The sequence below is a fragment of the Halorarius litoreus genome, assembly GCF_024362405.1.
Taxonomy (GTDB): domain Archaea; phylum Halobacteriota; class Halobacteria; order Halobacteriales; family Haloarculaceae; genus Halorarius; species Halorarius litoreus.
Map to the genome: position 1 here is coordinate 1502445 of NZ_CP101454.1, position 26413 is coordinate 1528857.

The 26413-nt window shown below is 68.2% G+C and carries 22 protein-coding genes, 1 tRNA gene and 1 pseudogene; 13 read left to right on the forward strand and 11 right to left on the reverse strand.

Annotated elements, in window-relative coordinates; all coding sequences use genetic code 11:
- The first annotated feature begins 150 nt into the window (after positions 1–150).
- Positions 151–810: a helix-turn-helix domain-containing protein gene (locus NL126_RS07640; RefSeq protein ID WP_255198326.1), complete on the forward strand. Its 660-nt coding sequence runs from the start codon at positions 151–153 to the stop codon at positions 808–810.
- A gap of 10 nt (positions 811–820) precedes the next feature.
- Here NL126_RS07640 and NL126_RS07645 read toward each other — a convergent pair whose 3' ends face one another.
- Positions 821–1207: a hypothetical protein gene (locus tag NL126_RS07645; RefSeq protein WP_255198327.1), complete on the reverse strand. Its 387-nt coding sequence runs from the start codon at positions 1205–1207 to the stop codon at positions 821–823.
- A gap of 86 nt (positions 1208–1293) precedes the next feature.
- On the opposite strand from NL126_RS07645, the gene NL126_RS07650 reads away from it, so the two are divergent.
- From NL126_RS07650 to NL126_RS07660, 3 genes are all read left to right on the forward strand, one after another.
- Positions 1294–2502, forward strand: a complete 1209-nt coding sequence (locus NL126_RS07650; protein ID WP_255198328.1) for an RAD55 family ATPase — start codon at positions 1294–1296, stop codon at positions 2500–2502.
- 90 nt (positions 2503–2592) lie between these two features.
- Complete coding sequence (locus NL126_RS07655) at positions 2593–3780, forward strand: aspartate kinase (RefSeq protein ID WP_255198329.1); 1188 nt, start codon at positions 2593–2595, stop codon at positions 3778–3780.
- Positions 3781–3824: 44 nt separating this feature from the next.
- A complete protein-coding gene (locus tag NL126_RS07660; RefSeq protein ID WP_255198330.1) occupies positions 3825–4040 on the forward strand; it encodes a hypothetical protein in 216 nt (71 codons plus the stop codon).
- Here NL126_RS07660 and NL126_RS07665 read toward each other — a convergent pair whose 3' ends face one another.
- Complete coding sequence (locus NL126_RS07665) at positions 4041–4700, reverse strand: metallophosphoesterase family protein (protein WP_255198331.1); 660 nt, start codon at positions 4698–4700, stop codon at positions 4041–4043.
- A 117-nt stretch (positions 4701–4817) separates the two neighbouring features.
- Here NL126_RS07665 and NL126_RS07670 point away from each other — a divergent pair, with 117 nt between their 5' ends.
- Positions 4818–6647, forward strand: a complete 1830-nt coding sequence (locus NL126_RS07670) for a bacterio-opsin activator domain-containing protein (protein ID WP_255198332.1) — start codon at positions 4818–4820, stop codon at positions 6645–6647.
- 45 nt (positions 6648–6692) lie between these two features.
- Complete coding sequence (locus NL126_RS07675; RefSeq protein ID WP_255198333.1) at positions 6693–7346, forward strand: helix-turn-helix domain-containing protein; 654 nt, start codon at positions 6693–6695, stop codon at positions 7344–7346.
- Here NL126_RS07675 and NL126_RS07680 read toward each other — a convergent pair.
- The 3 genes from NL126_RS07680 to NL126_RS07690 all read right to left on the reverse strand — a co-directional run bounded on the left by NL126_RS07680 (position 7336) and on the right by NL126_RS07690 (position 9680).
- Positions 7336–7920 (reverse strand): IMP cyclohydrolase, encoded by a 585-nt coding sequence (locus NL126_RS07680; RefSeq protein ID WP_255198334.1) that lies wholly within the window; start codon positions 7918–7920, stop codon positions 7336–7338. The genes NL126_RS07675 and NL126_RS07680 overlap by 11 nt on opposite strands.
- Positions 7921–8007: 87 nt before the next feature.
- Entirely contained in the window at positions 8008–8298 is a 291-nt protein-coding gene (locus NL126_RS07685; protein WP_255198335.1) for a DUF7410 domain-containing protein, read from the reverse strand.
- Between the two features lie 5 nt (positions 8299–8303).
- Complete coding sequence (locus tag NL126_RS07690) at positions 8304–9680, reverse strand: hypothetical protein (RefSeq protein WP_255198336.1); 1377 nt, start codon at positions 9678–9680, stop codon at positions 8304–8306.
- A 126-nt stretch (positions 9681–9806) separates the two neighbouring features.
- Here NL126_RS07690 and NL126_RS07695 point away from each other — a divergent pair, with 126 nt between their 5' ends.
- The 5 genes from NL126_RS07695 (at position 9807) to NL126_RS07715 (ending at position 16237) form a co-directional block, all read left to right on the forward strand.
- Positions 9807–11084, forward strand: a complete 1278-nt coding sequence (locus tag NL126_RS07695; RefSeq protein WP_255198337.1) for an outer membrane protein assembly factor BamB family protein — start codon at positions 9807–9809, stop codon at positions 11082–11084.
- Positions 11085–12107: 1023 nt separating this feature from the next.
- The gene (locus NL126_RS07700) at positions 12108–13007 is read left to right on the forward strand and encodes a homing endonuclease associated repeat-containing protein (RefSeq protein ID WP_255198338.1); all 900 of its coding nucleotides are present in this window, start codon (positions 12108–12110) and stop codon (positions 13005–13007) included.
- A gap of 85 nt (positions 13008–13092) precedes the next feature.
- Positions 13093–13165 (forward strand) — tRNA-Gln (locus tag NL126_RS07705).
- A 418-nt stretch (positions 13166–13583) separates the two neighbouring features.
- Complete coding sequence (locus NL126_RS07710) at positions 13584–14081, forward strand: NAD-binding protein (RefSeq protein ID WP_255198339.1); 498 nt, start codon at positions 13584–13586, stop codon at positions 14079–14081.
- On the forward strand, positions 14081–16237 hold the full coding sequence (locus NL126_RS07715; RefSeq protein ID WP_255198340.1) for an amino acid permease: 2157 nt from the start codon (positions 14081–14083) through the stop codon (positions 16235–16237). Before NL126_RS07710 ends, NL126_RS07715 begins: the two co-directional genes overlap by 1 nt.
- 151 nt (positions 16238–16388) lie before the next feature.
- Here the strand turns inward: NL126_RS07715 and NL126_RS07720 are convergent, their stop codons facing one another.
- The 3 genes and pseudogenes from NL126_RS07720 to NL126_RS07730 form a co-directional block, all read right to left on the reverse strand.
- Positions 16389–17246: an extracellular solute-binding protein gene (locus NL126_RS07720; protein ID WP_255198341.1), complete on the reverse strand. Its 858-nt coding sequence runs from the start codon at positions 17244–17246 to the stop codon at positions 16389–16391.
- Between the two features lie 32 nt (positions 17247–17278).
- A pseudogene (locus NL126_RS07725) lies at positions 17279–17548 on the reverse strand (hypothetical protein); the annotation flags it as partial.
- 169 nt (positions 17549–17717) lie between these two features.
- Positions 17718–18374, reverse strand: a complete 657-nt coding sequence (locus tag NL126_RS07730; protein WP_255198343.1) for an HAD family hydrolase — start codon at positions 18372–18374, stop codon at positions 17718–17720.
- Between the two features lie 122 nt (positions 18375–18496).
- Here NL126_RS07730 and NL126_RS07735 point away from each other — a divergent pair, with 122 nt between their 5' ends.
- Complete coding sequence (locus tag NL126_RS07735; RefSeq protein ID WP_255198344.1) at positions 18497–19450, forward strand: alpha/beta fold hydrolase; 954 nt, start codon at positions 18497–18499, stop codon at positions 19448–19450.
- Between the two features lie 49 nt (positions 19451–19499).
- On the opposite strand, the gene NL126_RS07740 is transcribed toward NL126_RS07735, so the two are convergent.
- Together NL126_RS07740 and NL126_RS07745 are read right to left on the reverse strand one after the other, a co-directional pair.
- The gene (locus NL126_RS07740) at positions 19500–21362 is read right to left on the reverse strand and encodes a histidine kinase N-terminal 7TM domain-containing protein (RefSeq protein WP_255198345.1); all 1863 of its coding nucleotides are present in this window, start codon (positions 21360–21362) and stop codon (positions 19500–19502) included.
- Between the two features lie 135 nt (positions 21363–21497).
- A complete protein-coding gene (locus tag NL126_RS07745) occupies positions 21498–24125 on the reverse strand; it encodes an efflux RND transporter permease subunit (RefSeq protein WP_255198346.1) in 2628 nt (875 codons plus the stop codon).
- Positions 24126–24361: 236 nt separating this feature from the next.
- Here NL126_RS07745 and serA point away from each other — a divergent pair, with 236 nt between their 5' ends.
- Complete coding sequence (gene serA / locus NL126_RS07750) at positions 24362–25954, forward strand: phosphoglycerate dehydrogenase (protein ID WP_255198347.1); 1593 nt, start codon at positions 24362–24364, stop codon at positions 25952–25954.
- On the opposite strand, the gene NL126_RS07755 is transcribed toward serA, so the two are convergent.
- Complete coding sequence (locus tag NL126_RS07755) at positions 25951–26361, reverse strand: hypothetical protein (RefSeq protein WP_255198348.1); 411 nt, start codon at positions 26359–26361, stop codon at positions 25951–25953. The genes serA and NL126_RS07755 overlap by 4 nt on opposite strands.
- Positions 26362–26413 lie beyond the last annotated feature (52 nt).

The following is a 26413-nucleotide window of genomic DNA, read 5'->3' on the forward strand; positions in this document are numbered from 1 at the left end:
TGTCTGACTGCTCAGGCCATTTATCCGTTGGTCACCGATTCCTGCTCGTCGCGCCGTCTCGGTTGGCTCCGACCACTCCCCGCTGCTCCCTTCCCCACCTGCTCCATTGTTGTCAAAAATATTATTAGTCTGTCCCCACTCGAATAGGTGATGACTGTCATCGCAGAGCTGACCCTGGAGCCGGGGGATTTCCCCTTGGGCCGCCTCTCGGTGCAGGACCCACAGATGCGCATCGAGCTCGAGCGCCTCGTTCCAGCGAACTCCGAGCTGTTTCCCTTCTTCTGGGCGCACGGCGGCGACTTCGAGCGGTTCGAACAGCGGGTTCGCGCCCTCGATATCGTGACGGAACTCGTCGCCCTCGACCGCGTCGAAGACACCGTCCTCTATCGCATCCAGTGGGGGCCAGAGGTCGAGAACTTCGTCGGCGCGATCGCCGAGACCGGCGCGGTCATCCTCGAGGCCCACGGCAACGACCGATGGCAGTTCCGGCTCCGCTACCCCGACCACCGGGGGCTCACGGCGTTCCACAACTACTGTCAGGAGCACGACGTGCCGTTCCACCTCGAACGGGTGTACACGCTCGCGGAGGACCAGCAGGCCACCTACAACTTCGGGCTGACGAACGAGCAGCGCGCGGCGCTCCTCATCGCCGTCGAGGACGGCTACTTCCGCATCCCCCGGGAGACGACGATGGCCGAGATTGCCGCCGAACTCGACATCTCCGAGCAGTCGGCGTCCGAGCGTATCCGCCGGGGCATCGACACGCTCGCTCGCAAGATACTGCTCACCCGGTCCGCCGACGACCTGTGACGAGGGCGGGTCAGGGGTCGAGCCGGTAGCGTATCGTCGGTGTCCCACCGAATCGCGGGCCGGCTCCGTGTTCGGTGAACCCCGCGTCGGTCGCAACCGTCCGGAGGTCGTCGTCGTCTTCGGCCACGAGCAGTTCGACGGACATCCCCTCACCGGTGGCGAACCGGAGCGGCTCTTCGAGCAGCCGCTCACAGGCGTCCTGCGTTCCCTCCATCTGCGTGATGTAGACCGTCTGCCGCTGCGCGTCGAAGGAGACGAAGCCGACCGGCTCCTCGTCGTCGACCTGTGCGACCCGCACGGTCCGGTCGTGGACCAGATTGCGCATCACGTCGGTCGGTGAGCCTGTCAGCTCGGCCATCCGTTCGGCGTCGGCCTCCACTGCGTCCCGAACGTCCATGTGTCGTGGTAACGGGGTGCGGTCACTTCAACCTCTCCACGCACGACACCGAAAACCGTTCGTGGCTGGCGTACGAGGGTGTGTGTATGAGTGACGAGGGTGACGGCGACAGCGACGAGGAACCCACCGACGGGGGAGGTGTACCGCCCGGACAGGCCGTGGCGTCGGACGAGGAGACGTGTGCGTTCTGCCGGCTCCCCATCCCGGAGACGCCCGTCGAGCGAACGGTCGACGGGGCCGCTCGTCAGTTCTGCTCGAACGCCTGCGGCGACGCCTACGTGCGAACCGACGCGGCGTTCGAGGAGGACCACGGCCACCGGCGGGCCGTCACGGGCGTCTCGGCGCTCGACGCCTCGCTCCCCGAAGGCTATCCGCGAAACGCCTTCGTTCTCGTCCCCGGTGAGGCCGGCACCCGCGACCGCGCGCTCGGCGCGGAACTCGTCTGGCGCACGCTTCAGCGGGGCGAACCGGTCGTCTTCGTCTCGTTCCAGGAGCCGCCGGGCGCGGTCGTCCAACAGTTCCTCACGCTGGAATGGAACGTCCTCCCCTATCTCGAATCCGGCCTGCTCCACATCATCGACTGTTTCACCTACCGGCTCGACGACCGCGACCGGATGTTCGACCGGATGGACGACTGGAACGCGCACCTCTACGACGTCGCGGAGGACGCCACCACCACCGTCCGTGACCCCACCGACACCGGCGAGGTCCACAACAAGCTCGACAACGCGCTCGAGGCTCGCGACATGGTCGACCGCGGGATGGTCATCATCGACTCGCTGACCGAGTTAGGAACGCTCGTCCAGCCGGTGCAGGCGTACAACTTCGTGAAGGACGTCCGCGCGGACATCTGCAAGGGGCGGTTCGTCCCCATCTTCGCGGGCGCGACCATCTCGGCGGGCAGCGCCGACCAGTTCCCCCACGACCTCCAGTACACCATCGACGGGCTCATCGAACTCCGACTCAACGACGACCTCGTCCCGAACACGCTCGTCAAGCAGGTCCGCATCCGCAAGCTCAACGGCGTCCTCGTCGTCCCCGAGTGGCACACCTACGAGTACACCGCCGGCGTCGGGATGGTGACGTTCGACCCCGAGGAGGAGCTGGTCGACGACGACGCAGCCGACGAGGGAGCCGCGGCCGCCGAGTCGGACGACGAGCCCGGAGCGGACGCCCCCGAGGAACCGGCCGACGACGCGGCGACCCCCGCCGACGAGGACGGGCCGGACGCCAGCGACACCGGGGAGGCGCCGGCGGGTGAAACCACCGCGACGACGGAGCCCTCCGACGGTTAGGGTCGGCAAGCCTTCGGGTGATGCAAGGGATTATCCCCGCCGGTTGGTTACGGGGGGTATGAGCCACCGCCACACGAATCGGGTGATAGTATGCGCGTCGTAGCCAAGTTCGGCGGCACCTCGCTGGGCAACGGCGACCGCGTGAACCGAGCCGCGGACTCCGTCGCCGCCGCCGTCGCCGCCGGCCACGAGGTCTGTGTCGTCGCCAGCGCGATGGGGTCGACCACCGACTTCCTCCTCGACGCCATCACGTTCGAAGCTGACGAGGCCGACGAGGCCGAGATCGTCTCGATGGGTGAACGGACCTCCGTCCGGATGCTGAAGGCCGCCCTCTCCGCACGCGGCGTCGCCGCGAAGTTCCTCGAACCCGGCACCGAGGAGTGGCCCGTCATCACCGACGAGCACGGCGAGGTCGACATCGAGGAGACGACTCGACGGGGGAAGGCGCTCGCGGAGTCGATGTCGAAGGAGGGGTTCGTCCCCGTCGTCACGGGCTTCCTCGCACAGGACCACGCCGGCAACGTCACTACCCTGGGTCGGGGCGGCTCCGACACCACCGCCGTCATGCTCGGCAAGGTGATGGGTGCCGACGAGGTCGTCATCGTCACCGACGTCGAGGGCGTGATGACCGGCGACCCCCGCGTCGTCGAGGGTGCGCGCAACGTCGCCGAGATCACGGTCGACGAGCTCCGAAACCTCTCGTTCCGCGGGGCGGAGGTCGTCGCGCCGTCGGCGCTCGCGTACAAGACCGACGACATGGACGTCCGGGTCGTCCACTACCAGCACGGCGACCTCCTCACGGGCGGCACGAACATCGAGGGGCAGTTCCAGAACCTCATCGACCTCCGCGAGGGGAAGCTCGCCTGCCTCACCGTCGCGGGCCGCGCCATCCGCAACCGCCCGGGCATCCTCTCGGAGCTGACGAACCCGCTGCGTGACGCCGAAATCAACATCGACGCCGTCGCCAGCGGGATGGACTCGGTCACCTTCTACATCGACCAGGAGGAGGCGACCCGCGCGGAGACCATCCTCCACGACGCCGTCGTCGCCGAGGAGGCGCTGTCGTCCATCACGGTCGACGACGACGTCGCCGTCATCCGCGTCACGGGTGGCGAACTCCCGAACCAGCCCGGCGTCATCAACCGCATCCTCACGCCGCTCGCGGAGTCCCACATCAACATCCACGACGTCATCACCTCCGCGACCTCCGTGGCGGTGTTCGTCGACTGGGACGACCGCGAGGACGCGCTCGGCATCATCCAGGAACTCGACCTGTAGCGCCGCGTACTGCTTTATCGTCTCGCACGACGTCCTGAGAGCGCATGGTAGACGACAGACTCCTCCGCCGATTCGACTGGCTGTTGGCCGCGGTCTCGCTGTGGTTCGCGCTCACGCTCGTCCTCGGCGCGTTCGCCATCATGGCCGTGGATCCCGGCGTCGGGCTCGCCGCGCTCGTGACCGTCGTGCTCGTGCTGGTCGTCGGCGTCCTCACGTTCGCCCGCTCGACCGGTCAGGGCCTCGACGTCGTCGCCGAGTGATTATCGCCCTTTTCGGAGTCGTGTCCCGATCTCCTCGGGGAGCCCTGCCGCCCGAACGGCCTCGACGACGGCCTCGACGTCGTAGGCGACGCGCCGCTCCTCGACCGTCATCGCGTCCAGGTCGAGCAGGGCGTACGCCGCGTCGGGGTCGCCGTCGCGCGGCTGGCCGACGCTCCCCGGGTTCATGACGATGCCCTCGTCGAACACCTCGTGGCCCTGGACGTGCGTGTGGCCCATGACGAGCACGTCCTCGTCGTCGAGCATCTCGGGGGCGAACAGCCCCGGGTAGGTGTAGCGGTCGGGGTCGTCGGGGTGGCCGTGGACGATCTTCACGCGGCCGGCGAACGCCGTGCGCTCCGTGGGGAGACCACGCAGCCACTCGAGCTGTGCGTCACGCAGCTGGTCGCTGGCGTAGCGAACGCCGGCGCCGGCCATCGAGTTGAAGCTGAACCCCGTGTCCGTGACGACCGCGCGGTCGTGGTTGCCCATGACGGTCGGGACGTCGCGGTCGCGCATCGCGTCGACGGCCTCGGCCGGCCACGGGTTGTAGCCGACCACGTCGCCGGCACAGACGAGCGCGTCCACGTCGGGCATGTCCTCGAAGACGGCGTCGAGTGCGGGCTTGTTCGCGTGGATGTCGGAGATGACGCCGACGAGCATGGCGTCGGGTACGGTGGCCGGGGGTTTAGCTGGCGGGGCCGCGGTTTGACGCTGGAGCGGATTGCGAGCTGGTGCCGTCGACGGAACCGCTATGCTCTCTGAACGTGTGTTGGTAGCATGGCACGTGCTTCGGAGCCAGACGTCTACACCGAGACGCTGGCCGTGTTCGAACAACTGGGGGAGCCGCTGACGACGACGGAGGTCAGCGACGTGCTCGGTGTGCCGCGGCGAACGGTGTACAAGCGGCTCGGGTCGCTGGTCGACCGCGGTGCGTTACAAACGAAGAAAGTCGGCGCCCACGCGCGCGTCTGGTGGCTCCCTGGGGTGGCGTCACCCGAGCGAACGGCCGGGGCGGCTGCGATCGACGAAGGGGCGTTTCGAGCGGTGTTCGATGAGGCGTTCGACGCGATGATCCTCGCCGACGACGCCGGTGCGTGGGTCGAGGTGAACCCCGCAGCCTGCGACCTGTTCGGTCGCCCTCGAGAGGCGTTGCTCGGGGAGTCAGTCGCGTCGTTCACCCCGCCGGACTACGACGTCGAGGCGGCGTGGGCGGAGTTCCTGGCGTCCGACCTCGACCGGGGACTGTACCCGTTCGTTCGCGACGACGGCGAGGAACGCCTCGCAGAGTTCGCCGCGACGCCGAACATTCGCCCCGGTATCCACCTCTCGATCCTCCGTGACGTCACGGAACGGGAGGAGACTGCAGCGGAACTGGCGCGGCTCAACCACCTGAACACGGTGCTCCGTGGCATCGAGCAGGCGACGACCAGCGCGAACAGCACACAGGGGCTCGCCGACGACGTCTGCCGGAACCTGCTCGAATCCGAGTACTACCTGTACGCGACGCTCTGCACCACGACGGCCGACGGCACAGGGTTCGACCCGCTCGCGGCCGTCGGCGCTGCCGACATCGACGAGTCGCTCGACGCGACCGGGCTGTCGCCGCTCGACGCGACGGTGGCGGGACGCGCCGTCGAGACCGAGACGGTGCAGGTCAGGCAGGTGCCACAGACGACCGAGCCAGCGAACGAGCCCCTAGCGACGCTCATCGACCACGGCGTTCGGTCGTTCGCCGCGGTGCCGCTCGTTCACCACGACGTCGTCCGTGGCGTCCTCGTCATCGCCGCTACCCACCGGGGCGCGTTCGACCAGGAGGAGCGGGCCATCCTCCACGAGCTCGGTGCGACCGTCGCGAACGCGGTCGCCACACTCGACGAGCGGCACGACCGACTCGCCGACGAGCGTCTCGTCGTGACGCTCCACTCGGAAGCGGTGCTCGGCCCCCTCGCGTCGCTCCCCGACATCGACGGGGCGACGGTGACGCTCGACCGGGCCATCGCCCTCGACGAGGGCATCGTCAGCTACTACGTCCTCCGGGGGCTCCCGCCGGAGCCGGTCCTGGCGTATCTGGCCACGCTGGACCTGGCGGTCGAACCTCGGCTTCTCGATCAGGTCGAGGGCGTCTCGTGGCTCGAACTCCGGAGCGCCGACTCGCCGACGGCGACCATCGCCGGAGAGTTCGGCGGTCGCGTGACGGGCGCGACGATCAGCGACGGCGTCGCCGAGATCACCGTGGAGGTGCCACCGGGGACGAACGTCCGTGCGCTGACGAGCGCGTTCGAGCAACTCGCTCCCGACATCTCGCTCGTGGCACAGGAGCACCACCACCGCCGTGACACCCCCGAGCGCCGACTCCTCACGGTGTTCGGGCAGCGTTTCACCGCCCGCCAGCAGACGGCACTCGAGCTCGCGCTGTACGCCGGGTACTTCGACTGGCCGCGGCGGACGACCGCCGAGCAGTTGGCCGAGACGATGGCGCTCCACCCGTCGACGCTCCACTATCACCTCCGCACCGCAGAACGGAAGCTCCTGACGGCGCTGTTCGACGTGACCGAGGCCTCCGCCGCCGCCGTTGACGAGGCCAACGCCGCCGACGATTCCACGTAGTTGGATATCGCACTTATGCAACCTGGGGCCCTGGAGTGTAGCGAGATGGGGGTCCCACCATCGTGGACGCGAGCAGCCGCCGATTCCCGTGAGTTCTCGCCACGGAACGACGCGCTGTTCAAGGCGTTCGCCACCCGCCGTCGCCGGCTCGTCCTCGCCGTCCTCCTCGACGCTACGGAGGCCGTGTCCGTCGAGACGCTCGCCGAACTCGTTGCCGCCCGAGACGGCGACGCCGACCCCGGCACTGTCGCCGTCTCGCTTCCGCACGTCGAATTCCCAATCCTGGAAGCGGCGGGGCTCGTCGTCTGGAGTCCGGCCGGGGTCGAGCTGACCGACCTGTTCTGGGCGAGCGACCGCTGTCGCGCGCTCCGGCAACTCCTCGACACGTCCTACCCACCGGACGAGGTCGACGCCGCGCTCGGGCTGCTGGCCGACCCGACCTGCCGAACCGTCCTCGAACAGCTCGCGACCTACGAGCGGCTGTCAGTGGCGGAGCTCGCCCGGTCGGTCGTCCTCGACCAGCCGCTGGCGGTTGCGACGCCGGACCGAGTCCAGCGGGTCACGCTGGCGCTTCGACACAATCACGTCCCGAAGCTCCTCGACGTCGGGATCGTCGAGCAGGCGGACACGCTCCACTACGTGGGCACGCCCGTGCTCGACGAGTGGTGGCCCGGCGTCGCGGAGACGCTCAGTCGTTGACGAGCGCCGTCTCGACCCCGTCGGCGTCGACGGTCGCCGCCGCGGCACACACCGGGTGCTCGAAGTCGAGGTCGTACAGTTCGCGGGCGGCGTCCCCGGCAGTCTCCGCCGCGAGGTCGAACGCCTCCGGGCGGTCCCGTTCGTAGGTCGCAACCAGCGTCGGCTCCGAGACGGCCTCGACGTGGACGGCGTCACGGCGGACGGTCGCGACGTACGCGCTCGCCGGGCTCGCGACGCCCGCCACGCGCGGGGTGTCGTAGTCGTCCTTCTCGAAGTCGAGGGCCAGCAGCGCGAGCGTCAGCGCGTCGCGCGCCGGATACCCCAGTTCGATCTTCTCAGCGATGGGGTCGACGTGCGAGCCGTTGCCGACGACGACCATCGGTCCCGCCGGGTGGTCCGCGGGCCGGACGCAGTTGTACGCGATGTAGGGGTTGTCCGTCTCGGGGGCCTCGTCCGTGGGGCCGACCGTCAACACGCCGTCACGCTCGGTGACGCGGCGGTTCGGGAACGACCGCGAGGAGACGCGGTAGGCAGCGATACCGGGACCGACGACGACGAAACGACCGACGTACATACGTGTCTGTGTATAGGTCTCGGTCTTGTAGCTGGCGATATGCGCACGTTCGTTGGGGGGTCGTGGGGCCCTCGTCGCTCGGACGGCTCAGGCGACCCCGCCGCCGAACACGACCATGTACGCGAGGACGATGACGGTGTGGAGGACGCCGATGGCGACGAACACCTTCATGTGGAAGCCGAACAGCTCGTCGGTCTCGTCGTCCCACGCGGCGTCGTAAGCCTCGGCTTCGGCGTCGGTACAGCGGTCGGCGTGGTCCTCGCCGACGTGGAGGTCGTGGGCTCGCTGGCTGCGGAACGGCCGCTCGCAGTACGGACATCGCGCGACAGGCGTCTCGTCGGCGGGCACGACCGTCTCGGGGGTGACTGGCTGGTGCATGGCGCTCAGGTGTACGGTGGGGGAACGAACGGCTGGGCGACGATCCAGACGCTCACCGCGGTGTAGCAGATCATCACCGCGATGAACGGGTACTGGCTGCGAATCGGGGTGAGGACGCCCGGAAAGAGGTCGAACGCGAGCGAGTGGGCGACCCAGATGGCAAAGAGGTGGCCGAGGAGGACGAACCCGAGCTGGATCAGGTTGAACCACGCCGGCAGGGCGAGCACGACCGGGTCGACCGCGGGGGTGAAGGGGCTCGCGAGCGCCGCCAGCAGGAGAGGGAGGAGCGTGAGGAAGTAGCTCAGGTAGTGCGCCAGGTGGTAGCCGACGGCGATGGGGAGGAGTGCGGCGACGAACCACCGGTCGATGTAGGCGGCCGTGACGTACGAGTCGGCCGTCTCTCGCGCCTTCTCCGCGGCGAGCCGGTACCCGGTCAGGAACAGCGCGTAGCCGCCGAGCATCGTCGCGAGATACACCAGCGGGGCGGGGACGCCGATGCCCACGACGGCGCGAGTCACGCCGGCCCAGCCGGGGGTGGTGACGAGGCCGTCGAACGTCGTCGCCCACAGCAGTGCGACGACCAGCGGCGTCTCGTGGCCCGCGAACCGGACCTCGGTGAGGTTCGTCGTCGGGAGGGCGAGTTTCAGTCCCGTCTCGGTGCGCTGGACGGGGGCGACCTGCCCGTAGAGGTGGAACACGCGGGCGATGGGGTCGACGCGGCCGAACCACGTCTCGACGCCGTACAGCGTCGCGCCCGCCACCGTCGCGAGGGTGTAGCCGACGACGAGCGCCGCGAGCAGGCGGGCGTCCTCCGCGAGCGGGCTGACGACCTCGACGAGCACGAGCCCCAGCAACCCGACGACTGCGGGCCACGAGCCCAGCCGTTCGGGATAGGTGCGTGTCGACGGCCGCAGTCGTGCGACTGCTTCGGCGAGCGTCCGCCACGGGTTGACCGCGGGCCACGTGTTCCCGAGCAGGTAGACCGACATCGTGTAGCCCGCCCACCAGCCACTCCAGACGACGAGGATGGCCGCGTTCGAGACTGGCTCCGATGGCCCGACGAAGCCGACCGTGACGACGAGCAGGAGAACCGCGACGCCGAGCCCCTTGGCGGTCCAGCGGACGCCCGCGGCGACCGCATCCGGCGTCGGGAGCGTCACGCCCCGCCCGTTCAGCCGACGAATGGTGTCGTGGTCGGTCGCGAAGCTCGTCACGAGGAAGGAGGCGCCGACGACCAGCCCGCCCGTCCCGGCGGTCAGCCAGACGGGGATGGAGCCGGCGGCGACCGAGCCGCTCAGCCCACCGACGTGTGCGGCCACGCGGTCGACACCCACCAGTAACGCGAGCGCGAGGCCGACCAGCGGGGCGAGTGTCCGGCGCATCGTACTGCCGTGTGCCGGGTATGTGTGTGAGTGACAATAAGGCTGGCTGGTAGCACGCGGTCGCTCCCCTCGCGCGTCGCCCCGGGCAGACCAAAGCGTATAGGTCTCGGCCGCTGACCGGCCACCATGGACGGGCCACTCTCCCGGCGTGCCTTTCTTGGGGCCGCCGGGCTCGCGACGGCCGGCGTGACGGCTGGCTGTTCCTCCACGATCACGGGTACCGCCCCGCCGACCGAGACGGGGGCGGCTGCCGGCGCCGACGCGGCCGGCTCGGCCCCCGACGTCGCGCAGGCGACGTTCCGCGGTGGCCTCCAGCGCCACGGTGTGTACCCCGAGGCGACGATTCCCGAGTCCCCGGCCGTCGAGTGGACGCGCCGCGGGCTGAACACGGGCGACCACACGGCCGCGAAGGCCAGTCCCGTGGCGACGCCTGACGGCGACCTCGTCGTCCCCAGCGACGCCGGCATCGTCCAGCGGTACACCCCCGCCGGCGACCTCGTCTGGTCGAAGCGCATCACGCACGCCGCTCGCGGCATCCACGGGACGCCGACCATCGTCGACGACACCGTCTACATCGGGGCGTACGACGGCGTGCTCTCGGCGCTCGACCTCGCCACGGGTGCACGGCGCTGGCGGGCGAACCTCGGTGACGCCATCGGGTCGAGCCCCGGCTACCACGACGGCGTCGTCTACATCGCCGTCGAGTACTACGAGCCGAGCGGCGCGATGTTCGGGCTGGACGCCGCCACGGGCGAGGTGGTCTGGGAGGACCAGCGCCCCACCGACCACCCGCACTCGACGTGTGCCATCGACCGCGAGGCCGGCCGCCTCGTCGTCGGTTCGAACGACGGCCGGTTGTACGCCTGGAGCTACCCCGACCTCGAGTTCCAGTGGTCGTTCCCCACCGGCGACGCCATCAAGGGCCCCATCGCGACGTACGACGGCAGCGCCTTCTTCGGCTCGTGGAGCGACTCCATCTACCGTGTGAGCCTCGCGGACGGCGAACTCGAGTGGGCCGTCGAGACGGGCGGCTACGTCATGTCCGGCCCCTCGATCGAACCCGAGACGGAGACGGTCTACATCGGGAGCCACGACTCGAACCTGTACGCGCTCGATGTTGCGACGGGCACGGAGCAGTGGCGATTCGAGACCGACGGCTGGCTCATCGGCTGTCCGACGGTCACCCGCGACCACGTGCTCGTGGGGTCGTACGACGGGTTCTGCTACGCCGTCGACAAGGCGACCGGCGAGGAGACGTGGCGGGTCGCGGGCGTCGGCCGCGTCACCGGGACGCCGCTCGTCCTCGATGGCACCGTCTACTTCACCGACCGGGCCTCGGCCGAGTATCTCGACGACGGGTCGGGGCAGACGGGCGGACTCTACAAGGTCGTCGCGCGGGAGTGAGTGAGAAGCAGTTGGAACGCCACTGGAGTGGCGTTCCACGTGAAACAGGGGTATGCCGTTCCGCCCGAATTCCGTGCTAAATTGGGTGGCTATCAGCGCTCATTTCGTATCCCCGCTTCTCTGGACTGCTGGAACTGATATTCCTGGCTCATAGCACATATCGGGGGATCGTTGCCGCCGTATCTTCGCCCGGATATCCGCTAGTATACGGTGTAGAAGCCGTGTACCAACCGCCCGTGGTCTGGCGGGGGAGTGTCGTTCTCTGTCGTCCTCTCATGTGAACTCTGTATCCCGGAATAGACGGGTTTAGACTGGCAAATTCGGGTGCTACGCGGATACTGCAACCGGACGAGTTAGTGCTCTTCTGTCGATGATGTCCACTCGATTGGCGTATATGGCCACGAGAGCTGCTGTAGTCCGGATCTTCTCCTGCCTACGCCTACTCGGGTGGGGGTTCAAAATCCGATGCTACAGGGTCTCTATCGGTGGATAACTTCTGACTGAGATGATCACTGGACGATACTCTTGCTGGATTCCGATTACTTCACTGAGCGAATTCAGCGGATACACTCCCTGTATGACGGCATTTTCGCGCCTCGTGTGCCGTTCGATCGACAAGCACTCAACTCGTGTCTCCCTTCGAGAGTGCCGTATACGCCCGTTCTCCTGTACCGGCAGCGTGCACCCGACACCTCCAACCGACTCTCCCGCTGTGTTTCCCGTATATTCTACAGAGAAACGCACTCTACCGGGAGAACGGGTGGGTATACTGGGTCTACACCTGCCATATTGTTCCGTATCGCTGGATTTCGCGAGGGAGAGCGTTGCTATCGGGCGTGTACGAATCTGGCGCCATAGTGGTGGCCGAGTAGAGGATGATTCGTGTGCCATACCCACCGGTTCTTCTGGAATGACTCTCTTCGATCTGCCTCACGATACTCGCTCGGTTTGCCGTGAGAAAACTGCCCCCCGTCTCGCCTAGGGCGTTTTTTGGCGACCCTCGACGGGCGAGGGTCGCTCGAAATGTCCAATACAGACCGCGAACGGACGGATGTAGAGTGTACGAACGCGTTGCGGCAAGCCGCGACTGAACTCGGCGAATCGCCAAGCAAAGCACAGTACGAAGAACTGGGCTTGACGCCCGCGGCGTCGACGATCATCCGCGTGTGCGGTGGCTGGAACGCCGCAAAACGACAGGCTGGACTCGCAACGAGCGCCTCCACGGGGTCTCGAGTCGCGGAGCGACCGGAGGACGTCGAGTTGCCGGCCGGAACCGAGTGGGCCGACCTCTCGGCGAACCAGCGGTGGTACTACCGACATCGTGAGACCGACAGCATCGAGAAGCGCCAGCGCCGGACCGATCTCCGTGCGTGGCTCCACGAGCAGAAGACGGCTGCCGCGTGTGAACGCTGTGGCGAGTCATCACCGGACTGTCTGGAGTTCCACCATCCGCCGGGCGTGGACAAACGGATGGATGTCGGGACGATGGTCTCCCACGGTCATAGCCGAGCGTCCATTCGCGAGGAGATCGCGAAGTGTGACGTGCTGTGTTCGAACTGCCACCGCCGGACTCATCAGGCCGTGGACGACGCCGTCACGGATACTCGCATCCGGGCAGATGTCCGCGCTGGACACGCACTGCCAGCCGCGTCGTCCTATACGAAAGCACGGTACCTCCGCGCCTGGACGACCGCGTACAAGCGAGCGGTTGGGTGTAACCGCTGTGGCGTCACTGATGCACGGTGTCTCGAGTTTCATCACCGGGATGCGTCGACGAAGGTCGCCGGCGTCGGGGAGATGATCTCCGACTCCTATCCCGTCGATGCAGTCCTTACAGAGGTCGAGAAGTGTGACGTCCTGTGTGCGAACTGCCACCGCGAAGAGCATTACGAGACGCCTGATTCGGTGACGGCGAACGAATAATCTGACTCCGCAATATTGATATGCGTCAGTGGGTTATCTGAGGGTGCCTGTCGACGAACGCGGTGAACAGGCAACATGTCAGATTAGTTCCATGGGGTAGCGGCCAATCCTGTTGCCTTCTGGGGGCAACGACCCAGGTTCGAATCCTGGTGGAACTACTAACTCCTCTCAAATCTGCTTCCTTAGGGCTCGTAGTAGCTATTCTAAAACGCGTTCATAGACTACAGCATCTATGTCAGAATTTGTATCATACTGCCATTTCTTGATGTCAGTAATATTTTAATTAAACCACGTCTCGATCGGAGGCACCTCTCTGTCGAGGCTGCGCTATCCGCGTCCTGAATCTGAACGGCGAGTGTCGAACAGCGGGCGCGTCCCGGTCACACGGCAGTCGTGCGGGTCCGATCCTCGGTTCCGAACGACTCCAGTTCCTAAACGATTATTAATTTAATGCACACTATTACCTTCTATAATTTGAAATTGAAACATTCTATCGGCTAATTTATGACGTGTGGGGTTTTATGGGTGGGTAGCCACCGGTCGTCGCCCCCGGATGGGTGGCTCGGGGCCACGAACATGACCCAGGAAATACTCGTACTCGGGGGCGGAGCGACCGGCCTCGAAGTCGCAGGCGAACTGGCCGCAGACGGCCAGAGCGTGGCGCTCGTCGACGAAGCGGCGACAGTCGAGCGGGCACGGAAAACCGGCGTGGTTGCCCACGAATCTGCGCTCGACACGTCGAAACTCGCGGTCGAGCAGACCGCGGCGACCGTCGTCGTCGCGACACCGTCCGACGCACGGAACCTGTTGCTCGGCGCGACCGCCCCCCACGCGTTCGGCGCCGACAGGGTCGTCGCCCTGGTCAACGACCCTGACAGACGGGAAGCGTTCGAAGACGCCGGCATCGAGACGGTCTGTGTCTCGGCGGCCGTCGCACGGGCGACGACGGAAACTGTCGCCGTCGAGACTTCGACACCGCCGACCCGACCAGAACAGACGCCACCGAATCAACTGAATCCGACACCGCCGAACCGCGCGGCCGGGACGGATGAACGGGTGCGGCTCAGGGGATAATGGCGAAAGAACTCGAACGCGACCTCGGACTGGCGAGCGTCGTCGCCATCAGCATCGGCGCGATGGTCGGGAGCGGCATCTTCATCCTGCCCGCGCTAGCCGTCGGTATCGCTGGGCCGGCCGTCGTCCTCGCCTACCTCGTCGCCGGCATCCTCGTCCTCCCGGCGGCACTCTCGAAGGCGGAGATGGCAACGGCCATGCCGAAATCCGGCGGGTCGTACGTCTACATCGAGCGCGGCATGGGGCCGTTGCTCGGGACCGTCGCCGGCCTCGGCACGTGGTTCTCGCTGTCGTTCAAGGGCGCGCTCGCGCTCGTCGGCGGCGTCCCGTACCTCATCCTGCTCATCGCAGTCCCGGACGCGTGGATACTGCCGCTGACGCTCGGCCTGGCGGCTGCCCTGGTGCTCGTCAACCTCGTCGGTGCCAAGCTCACCGGTCGGCTGCAGGTCGGCATCGTCGCGGTGATGCTGGGCGCCATGATTTGGTTCGTCGTCGGTGGTGTCCCCAACACTGGGACGGCCAACTTCGCTGGGTTCTTCCGGGAAGGGCCGGGCGGACTCTTGGCCGCGACGGGGCTGGTGTTCGTCTCGTACGCTGGCGTCACGAAGGTCGCCAGCGTCGCCGAGGAGATCGAGAACCCCGACCGGAACATCCCGCTCGGCATCCTCGGGTCGCTCGCGTTCACCACGCTGTTGTACGTGCTGATCGTCGCGGTTATGGTGGGCGTCGCCGACCTCTCGACCATCGGCGACACGCTCACGCCGATGGCGGACGTCGCGGCGGTCACGCTCGGCTCTGCCGGCGTCGCCGCTGTCGTCGTTGCGGCCGTCCTCGCGCTGGTTTCGACGGCGAACGCTGGCATCCTGTCGTCCTCGCGGTACCCCTTCGCGATGGCACGAGACCGGCTCGTGCCCGCGAAGCTCGGGGCCGTTCACGAGGGGCTCGGGACGCCGGCACCGGCTATCGTTCTCACCGGGGCTGTCCTGCTCGTCCTCATCGCGTTCGTCCCGATACTGGAGATCGCGAAGCTCGCGAGCGCCTTCCAGATCCTCGTGTTCGTGCTCGTCAACGCCGCCGTCATCGCGTTCCGTGAGGGCCACGCGGAGTACGAGCCGACCTTCCGGTCGCCGCTCTACCCGTGGGTGCAGGTGTTCGGCATCGTCGCCGGGCTGGCCCTGCTGACGCAGATGGGCGTGGTTCCGCTGGTCGGCGCTGCAGTCATCACCATCGCTGGGCTCGGGTGGTACCTCGGCTACGGGCGGAAACGCATCGACCACGAGGGTGCCGCCATCGAGGAAGTCCGTCGCCGCGTCGGCGAAGACCGTATCGCGGAAACGAGGTCGGCACTCTCGCAGCCCGGTTACGAGGTACTCGTCGGCGTCGGTGAGCACACGAGTCCGGAACGCGAGCGGGCGTTGGTTCGGATCGCTGCCGACGCTGCCGCTGCCCACGACGGCGGCGTTTCAGTCGTCCGATTCGATGTCGAGGTCGACCAGGTCCCGCTCGACTACGCCGCGACGGTGCACACCCCTGGCGACCGCGAGTTCGAGCGGTTCACGGAGCAGTTGGCCGCCGAGACCGACGTGCCGGTGAGCTACGGCGAGGTCGTCAGCCACGATATCGCTCACGCGGTCGTCAACGTGGCCACGGCTCACGACGCCGACCTCGTCCTGCTCCCGGACGGTGACCCTGCCTTCGAGGGCGGACTCTTCCGCGGCGGCGTTCGGTGGATTCGCAAGCACGCACCCTGCGATGTCGGAACCCTCTCTGCCGGTGCGGTGAACGACATCGACGACATCTGCGTCCTCACTGGCCGCGGCCCGTACGACCCAGTCAAACTGGCGCTGGGCGACGCACTCGCCAGCGTCAACGACGCACGAATGCATCTGGAGTACCGCGCCGGACGGTACACGACCGACCACCGGACAGCCGCCATCGACGCCTACCACGGCGACCTCCGTGACGTCGTCAAGAGCCCCGGACGGGCGGTGGTCGCCCGCCCTGACGGTGGACGTGCCGCCACGCCAGACCTCACCCTGGTGAGCGCCGACGACCGCCTCGCCCTCGATCGGCCGGAGCCAGTGCTCACCGTCTATCTCCACGACAGGAACCGGGCTGGTCGCCTCCGGCGCCTGCTAGAACGGCTGGCGTTCTGACCCGCCGGCTGGGTGGGCCGCTGGTTCGGCAGCAGAGGCCGAACCGCGTACGAGAACGGTCGCGTACGAGCGTCGAAACTCGGACCCCACTATCTGGTGAGACTCCTACTCTTTCACGTCTCGATCCAACCGCTGCCGAGTGCGACCGTCGCTACTCGACGGCTCTGGTGGTGGGATACTCGGTGGGGACGCCGAACCCGTGGTCGCGGAGCCTGCTGTCGGTTTCGACCAGCGTCTCGAACCACGAGCGCCCACGTCGGGTCAGCGGTGCCGCAGCGTAGCGAATCGGTGCCCCACGGATGGTCTGCGTCTCGAGTTCCAGCGTGACCGAGGCGTACGTCTCGGCGAGTGTTGGGTCCGAGAAGTCGATGATGGGGGGAAGTTCGACCGTGGGGAGGTCGTGTTCGATTGCCATGCTCCGGTAGACGAACGCGGCGTCGACGCCACCGCGCTCGAGGACGCGCATGAGCTGCACCTCGGGCAACACGGTCGAGTTCGCCAGCACGGGGTCGGCCCGGTCGAGCAGGCCGTTCTGTACCGCGAGGTCGAGGGCCAGTACCGTCCGGTAGCCGAGGGGGTCGGCCTCGGGGTCGGTCCGCCCGAGGCGGATGCCGTCCTGCTGGAGCCCCGTCGCCCAGTCGTCCTGCAGCGCGTCGGCGTACGTCGATTCCGGGTCGTACGCGAGCGTCAGGGCGTTCGTCGCGAAGAGCGTCAGCTCGTCGGCCAGCCCGTCGAAGAGCGCGGGGTCGGCCAGTGCGACGACGTCGGGGTCGCGTGCACCGTCTTGCACGAGTCGGCGGACGGCCAGACTGCCGTGGGCCTCGATACTCGCGCCCGGGGTGTCGTCGGCGAGCGAGAGGAGACTCCCCGCGACGAGGGCACTCGGTGTCGATGTTCGCGCCGGGGATGTGAGCGTGTGCCACAGCTGGCTGCCGAGCAGCCCCGTCGCCCCCACACCGAGGGTCGCTCCGACCCCGGCGCGGAGTACGTGACGGCGAGTCGACTCCACGTGCGTAATCTTTTCAACCAACAACAAGTAGCTTACGTAACTACAAATGGTTTCGCCGGTCGGGGCCGCTCGGCGTCGCCGAGGCGGCCGATGTGGAGTTCGATTCCGTCGCCGAGGTGGGTGGCGGCCTGCTCGTAGACCACGTCGACGTTCTCCTCGGAGCGCATGAGCAGGCGCCACTCGTGGCAGGTCCTCCGGCGCTGTGACTGGAACACGACGCCGAGGTCGAGATGTCGGGCCGCGAGTGCTATCACCGAGTTACCGGTGTGGAGCCGCTTCACGAACGTACAGCACGAGTGTCGCCGGCGAGCACGTTGAGTTCGACATCAAACTGCTGGAGGTCCACGCGACCGAGACCGGCCGCGACAGCGAGCCGGAGGGAACTCGCGAAGCAGTCTGAAGCGACGCGCTCCCGGCGGGGTCGCCCCAGCCCACCGCCCTGTGTCCGCACCGATGTCCCGGGATTCGTCGCTACCCTAGAAGGAACGCAGCCAGTTCCTCGCTCCCCGTGACCACTTCGTCAGCCCCGTCGAGTGTCGTCTCGTCGCCGTCACCGCGGAACCCGACCGTGTAGAGCCCGGCCGCGGTCGCGGCCTCGACGCCGGCGACCGAGTCCTCGATGGCGATACACGACTCGGGGTCGGCACCGAGTGCTGCGGCGCCGCGCCGGTAGATGTGTGGGGCTGGCTTTCCGGGCGCATCGAGGTCCTCGGCGCTGACCACGGCGTCGAAGTGGGCCGTCAGGTCGAACCGCTCGTCGACCCGGTCGATCCAGCTCCGCGGGGCCGAGGTCGTGAGCGCCAGGGGGACGCCGCGGTCGGCGAGTGCCGACAGGAGGTCGTGTGCGCCCTCCAGGAGGGGTGCCTGTTCGCCGTAGATACGGACCGCGGCCTCCTCGAACATCGCCTCGAACTCCTCGCGGGAGACGGCGAGGTCGTACTCGGCGGCGAGGTCGGGGTAGACCTCTCTGAAGTTCCGGCCGGTGATGGCGGCGACCGGAATCTCGTCGTCCGGTGCGGCCGTCGGGAGGATATGTGTGCGCTGTTCGTCGACCCAGAACGCCTCGGAGTGGACGAGGACGCCGTCCATGTCGAAGCAGATGCCGCCGATGTCCGCGGGCAGGCTCATCGTTCTTCGTCGAGGGCGGCGACGGGGTTGGGTCTTTCGAGCGGGGTCCCTCCCGTTCGGTGTCCGGCTGGCGCTGTCTCCTGGCAGAAACTGTTACGTCGATTGCAGTTCTCTACTCTCGGATGCTGAACCTCGTCGACACCCTTCGCCGTCTCGTCCGTGACGACGCGCTGTCCCCGCTCCTCGAGGACCCGTCGGACGAGCTGCTGTCTGTCGGCCGCGAGCTGGCCGAGAACCCGCGGACGGTTCGGCTGCCGGACGGTCGACAGCTGAGTTACGGCGAGGTGGGCGACCCCGACGGCGAGCCGGTGGTGGCCTTCCACGGCGTGCCGAGCGGGCGGCTCGGAGCCGCGGTTCTCGCGGCCACGGCTCACGACCGGGGCATCCGGCTCATCGCGCCCGAGCGCCCGGGCGTGGGCGAGTCCGACCCCGACCCAAATCGCGAACTGACCGACTGGTCCGCCGACGTGACGGCGCTGCTCGACGCGCTGGATATCGACGCGGCGCCCGTCGTCGGCATCTCCGGCGGCGGGCCGTACGCGCTGGCGTGCGGCGCCGTCGCGCCCGACCGGTTCCCGCGGGTCGCCGTCTGCTGTGGCGTCGGTCCGATGGCGGCCATCGGTCGCACGGAGCGCCTCCTGTTCAGCGCTGCGCGGTACGCGCCCCGGCTGGTCGGCGCGTTCCTGAGTGTCGAGGTGCTCGCCGCACGATACGCCCCCGAGCGGACCGTCGAACGGCGCGTCGCCGCCTCCGCGCCCGACGACGAGGCGCTGTGGCGGGGGCCGGTCGGCGACCTCATGCTCGCGTCCATGCCCTCGGCCGTCGAGACCCACGGCGTCGGGGCGTTCGTCCGCGACCTCCAGCTGTACGCGGGCGACTGGGGGTTCGACCTCGCCGACATCGAGGTCCCCGTCGGTCTCTGGTACGGCCGGGCCGACCGCACCGTCCCAGAGGCGATGGGGCGGTACCTGCTCGATGCGGTGCCGACCGCCGACGGCCACTTCTGTGCGGGCCAGGGCCACATCGGCGTCGTCGTCGAGAACGAGGCGGTCATCCTCGACTGGCTGGTGGAGTAGTCAGCACTCACGCGCTACCGCACCGTCGGTGACGGGCCGCCGCTCGTGGCTATCCCGGCGACGTCGCCCCGGCCGACTGCCGCGCTGGCTCCACGTCGAAGTCGGGCCGGTCGCCGCCGTCGCCGTCCTCGCGCTCCCCGTCGGCTGCGGGGAGCCGGAGCACAACGACGCTCCCCCGCGGCTCGTTCGGTTCGTAGCGGACCTCGCCGCCGGACGCCGTGACGATCCAGTTGATGAGCCACAGCCCCAGTCCGCTCGCATCCTCCAGTCGTGCGCCGTCGGCGCCGATGAGTATCTTCCGGTCGAGGTTGGGAATCCCGGGGCCGTTGTCGGCGACCCGGACCTCGACCTGGGGGGTGCCGTTCTCGACGACCCGGCGGACGGACACCCGGACGTGGGGCTCGTCGGTGTCGTTGTGCTCGACGGCGTTCTCGACGAGGTTGTCGACCACCGAGGAGACGAGATCGGTCGAGCGGACGTGTTCGGACGGGGGGTGGTCGGTCTCGACGACCGCGTCGGGGTACGCGTGGCGGGCGGCGTCGACCTGCTCGTCGATGACGCGGACGATGTCGACGTCGTCGAGCGTCGGTCCCCCCTCGTCGAGCGTCTGTTCCACCTCGCGGACGGTCCGGACGAGTTCCTCCATCTCGGCGGCTTTCTCGGCGATGATGGTGCGGAACGTCTCCCTGTCGATGTCGTCACCCTCCTCTGCGAGCAGCGACGCGCTCGCGCGGATGGCCGCGATGTCGTTGCGGAGGTCGTGCCGGAGCACCCGGTTGAGGACGGCCAGTTGGCGCTCGCGGCGGCGGCGCTCGGTCACGTCGCGGAGCGTCACGAGCTGGCCGACCGTCCCGCTGTGGCCCTCGCGGAGCGGCGAGACGCGGACCTCGTAGTGGTGCGGGGGGCTGCCCGTCGTGAAGTCCACGGGGTCGCGGTCGACGTGTTCGATGGCAGCGGCTAGCTCCGGTGCGGTCGCGTCGAGTGGCGCCCCGACGACGTCGTCGGCGTCGACGCCGAGCACCCGCCGGGCGCTTCGGTTCAGGTCGACGATGCGGCCCTCGGCGGTGAGGACGATGACTGGCTCGGCCATCCGCTCGACGAGTTCGTTGCGCGCGAACTCGCGGACCGCCGGGTGGACGTCGAGGAACCGATACCGGCGGAGTCCGCCGCCGAGCGCCAGCGCGGAGACGACGAAGCCGACGGGCGTCACGTCGAGGGTGCCGGGGCCGAACAGCCGGAACAGATAGGTGGCGTTCGCGAGCCACGGGGCGGCGACGCCGACGAGGAGGAGGGCGGTCTGCACCCGGAACAGCCGGGTGTCGAACGGGACGGACCAGAGCAGCAGGACCGTGCCGCCGGCGAGCAGGGTGTAGCCGTACGCCGACCAGAGCCAGAAGGCGGGACCGTACTCGACTGCGAGCAGGGTGCCCGACTCGGTGACGACGAGCGACGTGGCCGCCCAGAAGACGTCGGTCGAGCTGCTCGTCCACGGGAGCGCCGCCGCGATGGCGGCCGGCGCCAAGAGCGCGGCGACGACCGTCGGCGTCAGTCGCGCGCCGCGGCCGGTGTACGCGAGCGCGAACACGAACCACGAGACGGGGACGACGACGATGCCGAGATACGAGAGTCGGCCGAACAGGAGTTTTCCGGGGAGGGTCGCGCTCGCCAGTTCGAGCCCGTAGAGCGACGACCACCACGCTGCCCCGAGCGCGAGCGTCACCAGCGGTAGCGTGCCGGGCCCCCGCCCCGCTCGCCACATCACCACCGCGAACGTGACGGCGACGACGGCGGCCGCGAACGCCAGCGGCGCGTACGGTGTCGCCTGCCACACGAACGGCGCCCGCTCAGCACCTGTCTGCAGTAGCGTTGGGAGCGCGGCCAGGTGCGCCCCTGTGAGGGCGCCGTAACCCATGCCTCGTAGAGAGAAGACCCGACTATCACTCTTTACCTCCTAACTGGTGGGGGCGCGACACTAGGCACCTCCTATCTCCGTGGATACGGAGCCGGGATCCTGGCTGTCCGGGGCGGCTTCCGGCCCGTCAGGTGGTCAGTCGTCCGCGGGCGACCCGCTCGACGCCGGCTGGAGCGCCGGCGGGGCGAACCGCTCGGTCCACAGCAGCAGCAGCGACGGGAGCACGAACACGCTCGCGACGAGCGAGTAGGCGATGGTGAGCGCCGTGATGACGCCGAACTGCTGGAGCGGGACGAGGATGGCGAACACGAGGACGCCGACGCCCGCGATGTCCGTCACCGCAGACCCAAGCAGGGCGCCGCCGGTCCCGAGTACCGCCACGCGGAGCGCCTCGTCGGGGTCGCCAAGCCGTTCGAGTTCCGACGCGTAGCGCTCGGCGACGTGAATCGAGTAGTCGACGCCGATGCCGATGGTGAAGGAGGTGATGACCGCCGTCATCACGTTGAACGGGATCTCGAGGAGGGCCATCGTCCCGACGATCCACGTCACCGCGAGCAGGATGGGCGCGAGCGTGACGGCGCCGAGCGAGGCCGATCCGACGGTGCGCCGGTAGGCGACCATCAGCATCGCCAACACCACGAGGAGCGTCACGACGAGGCTCCGCGAGACCGTATCGAGCAGCTGGCTCGCGACCGCCTGGTTCATGATGGGCTGGCCGGTTGCGACCGTCCGCAGTCCCTCGCCCTGGACGGGGGCGGTCGCGTTCCGTATCTGGGTCGTGATGGTCGCCTCGCCGTAGGTGCCGTTGATGGGCACCGTCACGCGGAGTGCGGTGTACTCGTCACCGGAGCGGTGGAGCATCGTCGGCGCGCCCCGGGGCGCGGCGTCGTAGAACGCGTCGTACACCTGTTCGAGGTTCCGGTCGGGGACGCGGTTCCCGTCGGTGTCCGCCCGCGCGAGCGTTCGGTTGAACGTCTCGTTGTCCACGGCGACGGCCCACATCATCGTCAGCACCGACCGCGTCCCGGGATTCGTGTTCGGAAGGACGAGCGCCACCTCGGTCTCGTTGGCGCGGTCCATCGTTCGGGCGACTCGCTCCAGGGCGTCGTCGTCGGTCACGTCGCCCCGAACGAGAATCTCGGTCGTCGTTCCGTCGTAGATGAAGTTCGACTCCCGGACGTAGTCGAGGTTGTCCTGGACGGTGTAGTTCGACGGCTGCATCGCCTGCGGGAGCCCGCCGGTCCACTCGGGCGTCTCCTCGACGAGGAGGTCGTCCTGTTCGAAGCTGGTGTCGACCGTGGCGGCCCCGCCGAGCGCCGCGAGCGTGATGAGCCCCACGAGCACGACGACGCCCCACGGCGCGACGCGGGCGGCCGCGACCGGTGCCGCCAGCGCCTTGGTCAGCCGGCCCCCCTCCGTCCCGAACGCGGGCTTGTTCCGGTCGTACCCCCGGGCCTCCAGTGCGGCGTCGAGCTCGACTTTGAGTGCCGGGATGAACCCGCCGAACACGACGAACGCGGCGACGATGCCCACCGCCGAGACGACGCCGAACTCGCGGATGGGACCGACGCCCGACACCAGGTTCGAGAGGAAGCCGGTCGCCGTCGTGAGCGTCACGAGCGCGAGGGCGACCCCCACCCCGGAGAGGGCGACCCGCATCGACGGTTTCACCGGGACTGCGCCGTCTCCACCGTCTCCGAACTGGAATCCACCGGTCTCCTCGCGCGTCGTCGGGTCGACGACCCCCTCGCCGCGCTCCTCGCGGTGGCGCATGAACACGTGGATGGCGTAGTCGATGGAGAGGCCCATCAACAGGACCGGAACCGCGACGAACAGCTGGTTGAACGTGATACCCATCCAGCCCATGTAGCCGAACGTCCAGACGAGCACCATCCCCACCCCCAGGAGTCCGAGCACCACGTCGAGAGGGTCACGGTACGCAAACGAGAGCACCACGAGCATCGCGAGGAACGCGACGGGCCCGACGATGACGAGCGAGTCGATGGAGGAGCGGCGGAGCTCGTCGTTGATGAGGCCGTTGCCGACGCCGATGGCTTCGGTCCGCTCCAACTCGTCGTTCGCGATGTCGACCATCGCGACCTGTGCGGCGGTGAGGTTCTTCGGGTCGGTCTCGTCCTCGTGGGAGACGACGATGCCCGTCGCGGCCGCGGTCTTCTGGTTCGCCTCGTACGTCGTCGGGACGAACGCGAAGCCGCCGCCAGGCGGCCACGTGTGCTCGTAGTCGTCGAGCACGATACCCACCGCGTAGGAGGTGTAGAGCTTCGACCGGTACTCGGTCATGTTCCGGAGCGCCTGCTCCTGGGCGTCGAGCGACGGTCGGGGCTCGATGCTGACGTTCTCGGCGTCGACGCCCTGCTCGGCGCGGATGGCGATGATGGCGACGACGTTCGCGATGGAGAGCGGGCGCTGGTCGGGTTCGAGCGTCCGGTTGACGGTCTCGTTCGCCAGCAGTGCGCGCTGGACCTCGAGGTGCTGGAGATACTGTTGCTTGGTCAGGACGTCGTCCTGCCCGCGGACGACGATGAACCCCTGTGTCACGTTCGGCTCGCTGCCGGACATCTGGGTCTCGATGAAGCCGTCAGCGCGGGCCTCGGGCGTGCCGCCGCGGAACTGGTCGAGCGACGTGCTCAGCTCGACGGCGGGGGCCGCCACACCCAGTCCGACCGTCGCGAGCAGCACGAGCACGATGACGGCCCGACGCCGGGTGACCGTCGCCGCGGCTAGCTGCTCGATGCGTCTCACGCCGACCACTCCACGCGGGGCTGCACGGGTGAGTGCCTTGGACACCGCCTCCTTATAGATGCCGCCGGGGTGTACCGGCCACTTACAGGACGACGGCGTGCAGTCCATCTGTGTGGCACGGTCGTGCTGGTCTGTGTAGTTCTCCCGTTCGAGTTATGCGCGCATATGCATACATCCCGCCGTCGAATCGTGCCGATGAAGAAAGCGTTATCCGCGCGGCACCCGGCCCCTCGCGTATGAAGGTACTCGTCACGGACCCCATCGCGGACGCCGGCCTCGACCGGTTCCGCGAGGCCGGCCACGAGGTCGAAACCGCCTACGACGTGGAGGGCGACGCGCTCCTCGACGCCGTCGCCGACGCGAACGCCCTCGTGGTGCGCTCCGGCACGCAGGTCACCCGCGAGGTGTTCGAGGCCGCCGAGGAACTCGTCATCGTGGGTCGCGCCGGCATCGGCGTCGACAACATCGACATCGACGCGGCGACCGACCACGGCGTCATCGTCGCGAACGCCCCCGAGGGGAACGTCAGGGCGGCGGCCGAACACACCGTCGCGATGACGTTCGCCGCCGCACGGTCCATCCCGCAGGCACACGTCCGCCTCAAGAACGGCGAGTGGGCGAAGGGTGACTACCTCGGCACCGAGGTCAACAACAAGACGCTCGGCATCGTCGGACTGGGTCGCGTCGGCCAGGAGGTTGGCAAGCGCCTCGGCTCGCTCGGCATGGACCTCGTCGCGTACGACCCGTACATCTCCGAGGAGCGCGCCGCACAGGTCGGTGCGTCACTCGCGGACCTCGACGAGGTCTTGGAGCGAGCGGACTTCCTCACCATCCACACGCCGCTCACGCCGGACACGGCGAACCTCATCGGCGAGGACGAACTCGCCCAGCTCGAAGGCGGCTACGTCATCAACTGTGCCCGTGGCGGCATCGTCGACGAGCCGGCGCTCGCTCAGGCCGTCGAGGACGGCGTGCTCGCGGGCGCGGCGCTCGACGTGTTCGGCGAGGAGCCGCTCCCGGACGACTCGCCGCTGCTCGGCGTCGAGGACATCGTCGTCACGCCCCACCTCGGCGCGTCGACGAGCGCCGCACAGGAGAACGTCGCCACCTCGACGGCCGACCAGATCCTCGCGGCGTTCAACGGCGAACCCGTCATGAACGCGCTCAACGCGCCGTCGATGGACGAGGCGGCGTTCCCGCGCGTGAAGCCGTACATCGGACTCGCCGAGACCGCAGGCAAGATCGCCGTCCAACTGCTCGACGGGCGTATCGAGGCCGTCGAGGTCACCTACGAGGGTGACATCGCCGAGGAGGAGATCGACCTCGTCACCGCGAGCGCGCTCAAGGGCGTCTTCGAGCCGCTGGAGTGGCAGGTGAACGCCGTGAACGCGCCCCGCATCGCCGAGGAGCGCGGCATCGACGTCAGCGAGACGAAGCGCCAGCAGAGCGACGACTTCCAGAGCCTCGTCACCGTGCGCGTTCGCGGTGCGGAAGACGACATCTCCGTCTGTGGGACGCTGTTCGCCGGTGACGACCCGCGTATCGTCCGCATCGACGGCTTCCGCGTCGACGCCATCCCCGGCGGGAAGATGATCGTCGCCCGCAACACCGACGAGCCGGGCGTCATCGGCCTCATCGGGACCGTCATGGGCGAAGCCGGCATCAACATCGCCGGCATGTACAACGCCCGCGAGGTGAACGGTGGGGAGGCGCTCACCGTCTACAACGTCGACAGCGAGGTCTCGCCCGAGGCTCGCGAGAAACTCCTCTCCGACGACCGCATCATCGACATCACCTACATCGAACTCAACGGCGCGACCGGCCGCTAGAACAGCGATTTCAGCCGGGCGAGCAGTCCCGGGGGCTCCGCTTCCCACTCCCTTTCGGTCAGCAGTTCCTCGTAGCGGTCGACGACCTGTTCGTGACGCTCGGCCTGCCGACTGTTCTCCGCCTCCAGTTCCTCGATGCGTCGCTGCTGGGCGCGGAGTTCCTCGTCGAGGAACTCGCCCCACTCACGGGCGCGCTCGAGCGCGCCGTCGCGCTCGTCGAGTCGGTCGCGAACCGCGTCCAGCTCCCGGTTTCGCTCCCGCAGCGCGGCCTCGGTCGCGGCCAGTTCTTCCTCCAGGGACTCCACGGTCTGTCGCAGTCGGCTCGCCTCGGCTTCGAGCGCCGCCGACCCCTCGGTGGGGTCGAGGCCGGTCGTCCGGACGAGCGAGGGTGTGTCGCTCGATGACATGTACCACGAGATTGGACTAAACCCCCAAATAGCTACGTCAGACGGTCGACGG

Coding starts and splice junctions, on each gene's coding strand:
- NL126_RS07640 (WP_255198326.1), top strand. CDS start 151: ATGACTGTCATCGCAGAGCTGACCCTGGAGCCGGGGGATTTCCCCTTG.
- NL126_RS07645 (WP_255198327.1), bottom strand. CDS start 1,207: ATGGACGTTCGGGACGCAGTGGAGGCCGACGCCGAACGGATGGCCGAG.
- NL126_RS07650 (WP_255198328.1), top strand. CDS start 1,294: ATGAGTGACGAGGGTGACGGCGACAGCGACGAGGAACCCACCGACGGG.
- NL126_RS07655 (WP_255198329.1), top strand. CDS start 2,593: ATGCGCGTCGTAGCCAAGTTCGGCGGCACCTCGCTGGGCAACGGCGAC.
- NL126_RS07660 (WP_255198330.1), top strand. CDS start 3,825: ATGGTAGACGACAGACTCCTCCGCCGATTCGACTGGCTGTTGGCCGCG.
- NL126_RS07665 (WP_255198331.1), bottom strand. CDS start 4,700: ATGCTCGTCGGCGTCATCTCCGACATCCACGCGAACAAGCCCGCACTC.
- NL126_RS07670 (WP_255198332.1), top strand. CDS start 4,818: ATGGCACGTGCTTCGGAGCCAGACGTCTACACCGAGACGCTGGCCGTG.
- NL126_RS07675 (WP_255198333.1), top strand. CDS start 6,693: ATGGGGGTCCCACCATCGTGGACGCGAGCAGCCGCCGATTCCCGTGAG.
- NL126_RS07680 (WP_255198334.1), bottom strand. CDS start 7,920: ATGTACGTCGGTCGTTTCGTCGTCGTCGGTCCCGGTATCGCTGCCTAC.
- NL126_RS07685 (WP_255198335.1), bottom strand. CDS start 8,298: ATGCACCAGCCAGTCACCCCCGAGACGGTCGTGCCCGCCGACGAGACG.
- NL126_RS07690 (WP_255198336.1), bottom strand. CDS start 9,680: ATGCGCCGGACACTCGCCCCGCTGGTCGGCCTCGCGCTCGCGTTACTG.
- NL126_RS07695 (WP_255198337.1), top strand. CDS start 9,807: ATGGACGGGCCACTCTCCCGGCGTGCCTTTCTTGGGGCCGCCGGGCTC.
- NL126_RS07700 (WP_255198338.1), top strand. CDS start 12,108: ATGTCCAATACAGACCGCGAACGGACGGATGTAGAGTGTACGAACGCG.
- NL126_RS07710 (WP_255198339.1), top strand. CDS start 13,584: ATGACCCAGGAAATACTCGTACTCGGGGGCGGAGCGACCGGCCTCGAA.
- NL126_RS07715 (WP_255198340.1), top strand. CDS start 14,081: ATGGCGAAAGAACTCGAACGCGACCTCGGACTGGCGAGCGTCGTCGCC.
- NL126_RS07730 (WP_255198343.1), bottom strand. CDS start 18,374: ATGAGCCTGCCCGCGGACATCGGCGGCATCTGCTTCGACATGGACGGC.
- NL126_RS07735 (WP_255198344.1), top strand. CDS start 18,497: ATGCTGAACCTCGTCGACACCCTTCGCCGTCTCGTCCGTGACGACGCG.
- NL126_RS07740 (WP_255198345.1), bottom strand. CDS start 21,362: ATGGGTTACGGCGCCCTCACAGGGGCGCACCTGGCCGCGCTCCCAACG.
- serA (WP_255198347.1), top strand. CDS start 24,362: ATGAAGGTACTCGTCACGGACCCCATCGCGGACGCCGGCCTCGACCGG.
- NL126_RS07755 (WP_255198348.1), bottom strand. CDS start 26,361: ATGTCATCGAGCGACACACCCTCGCTCGTCCGGACGACCGGCCTCGAC.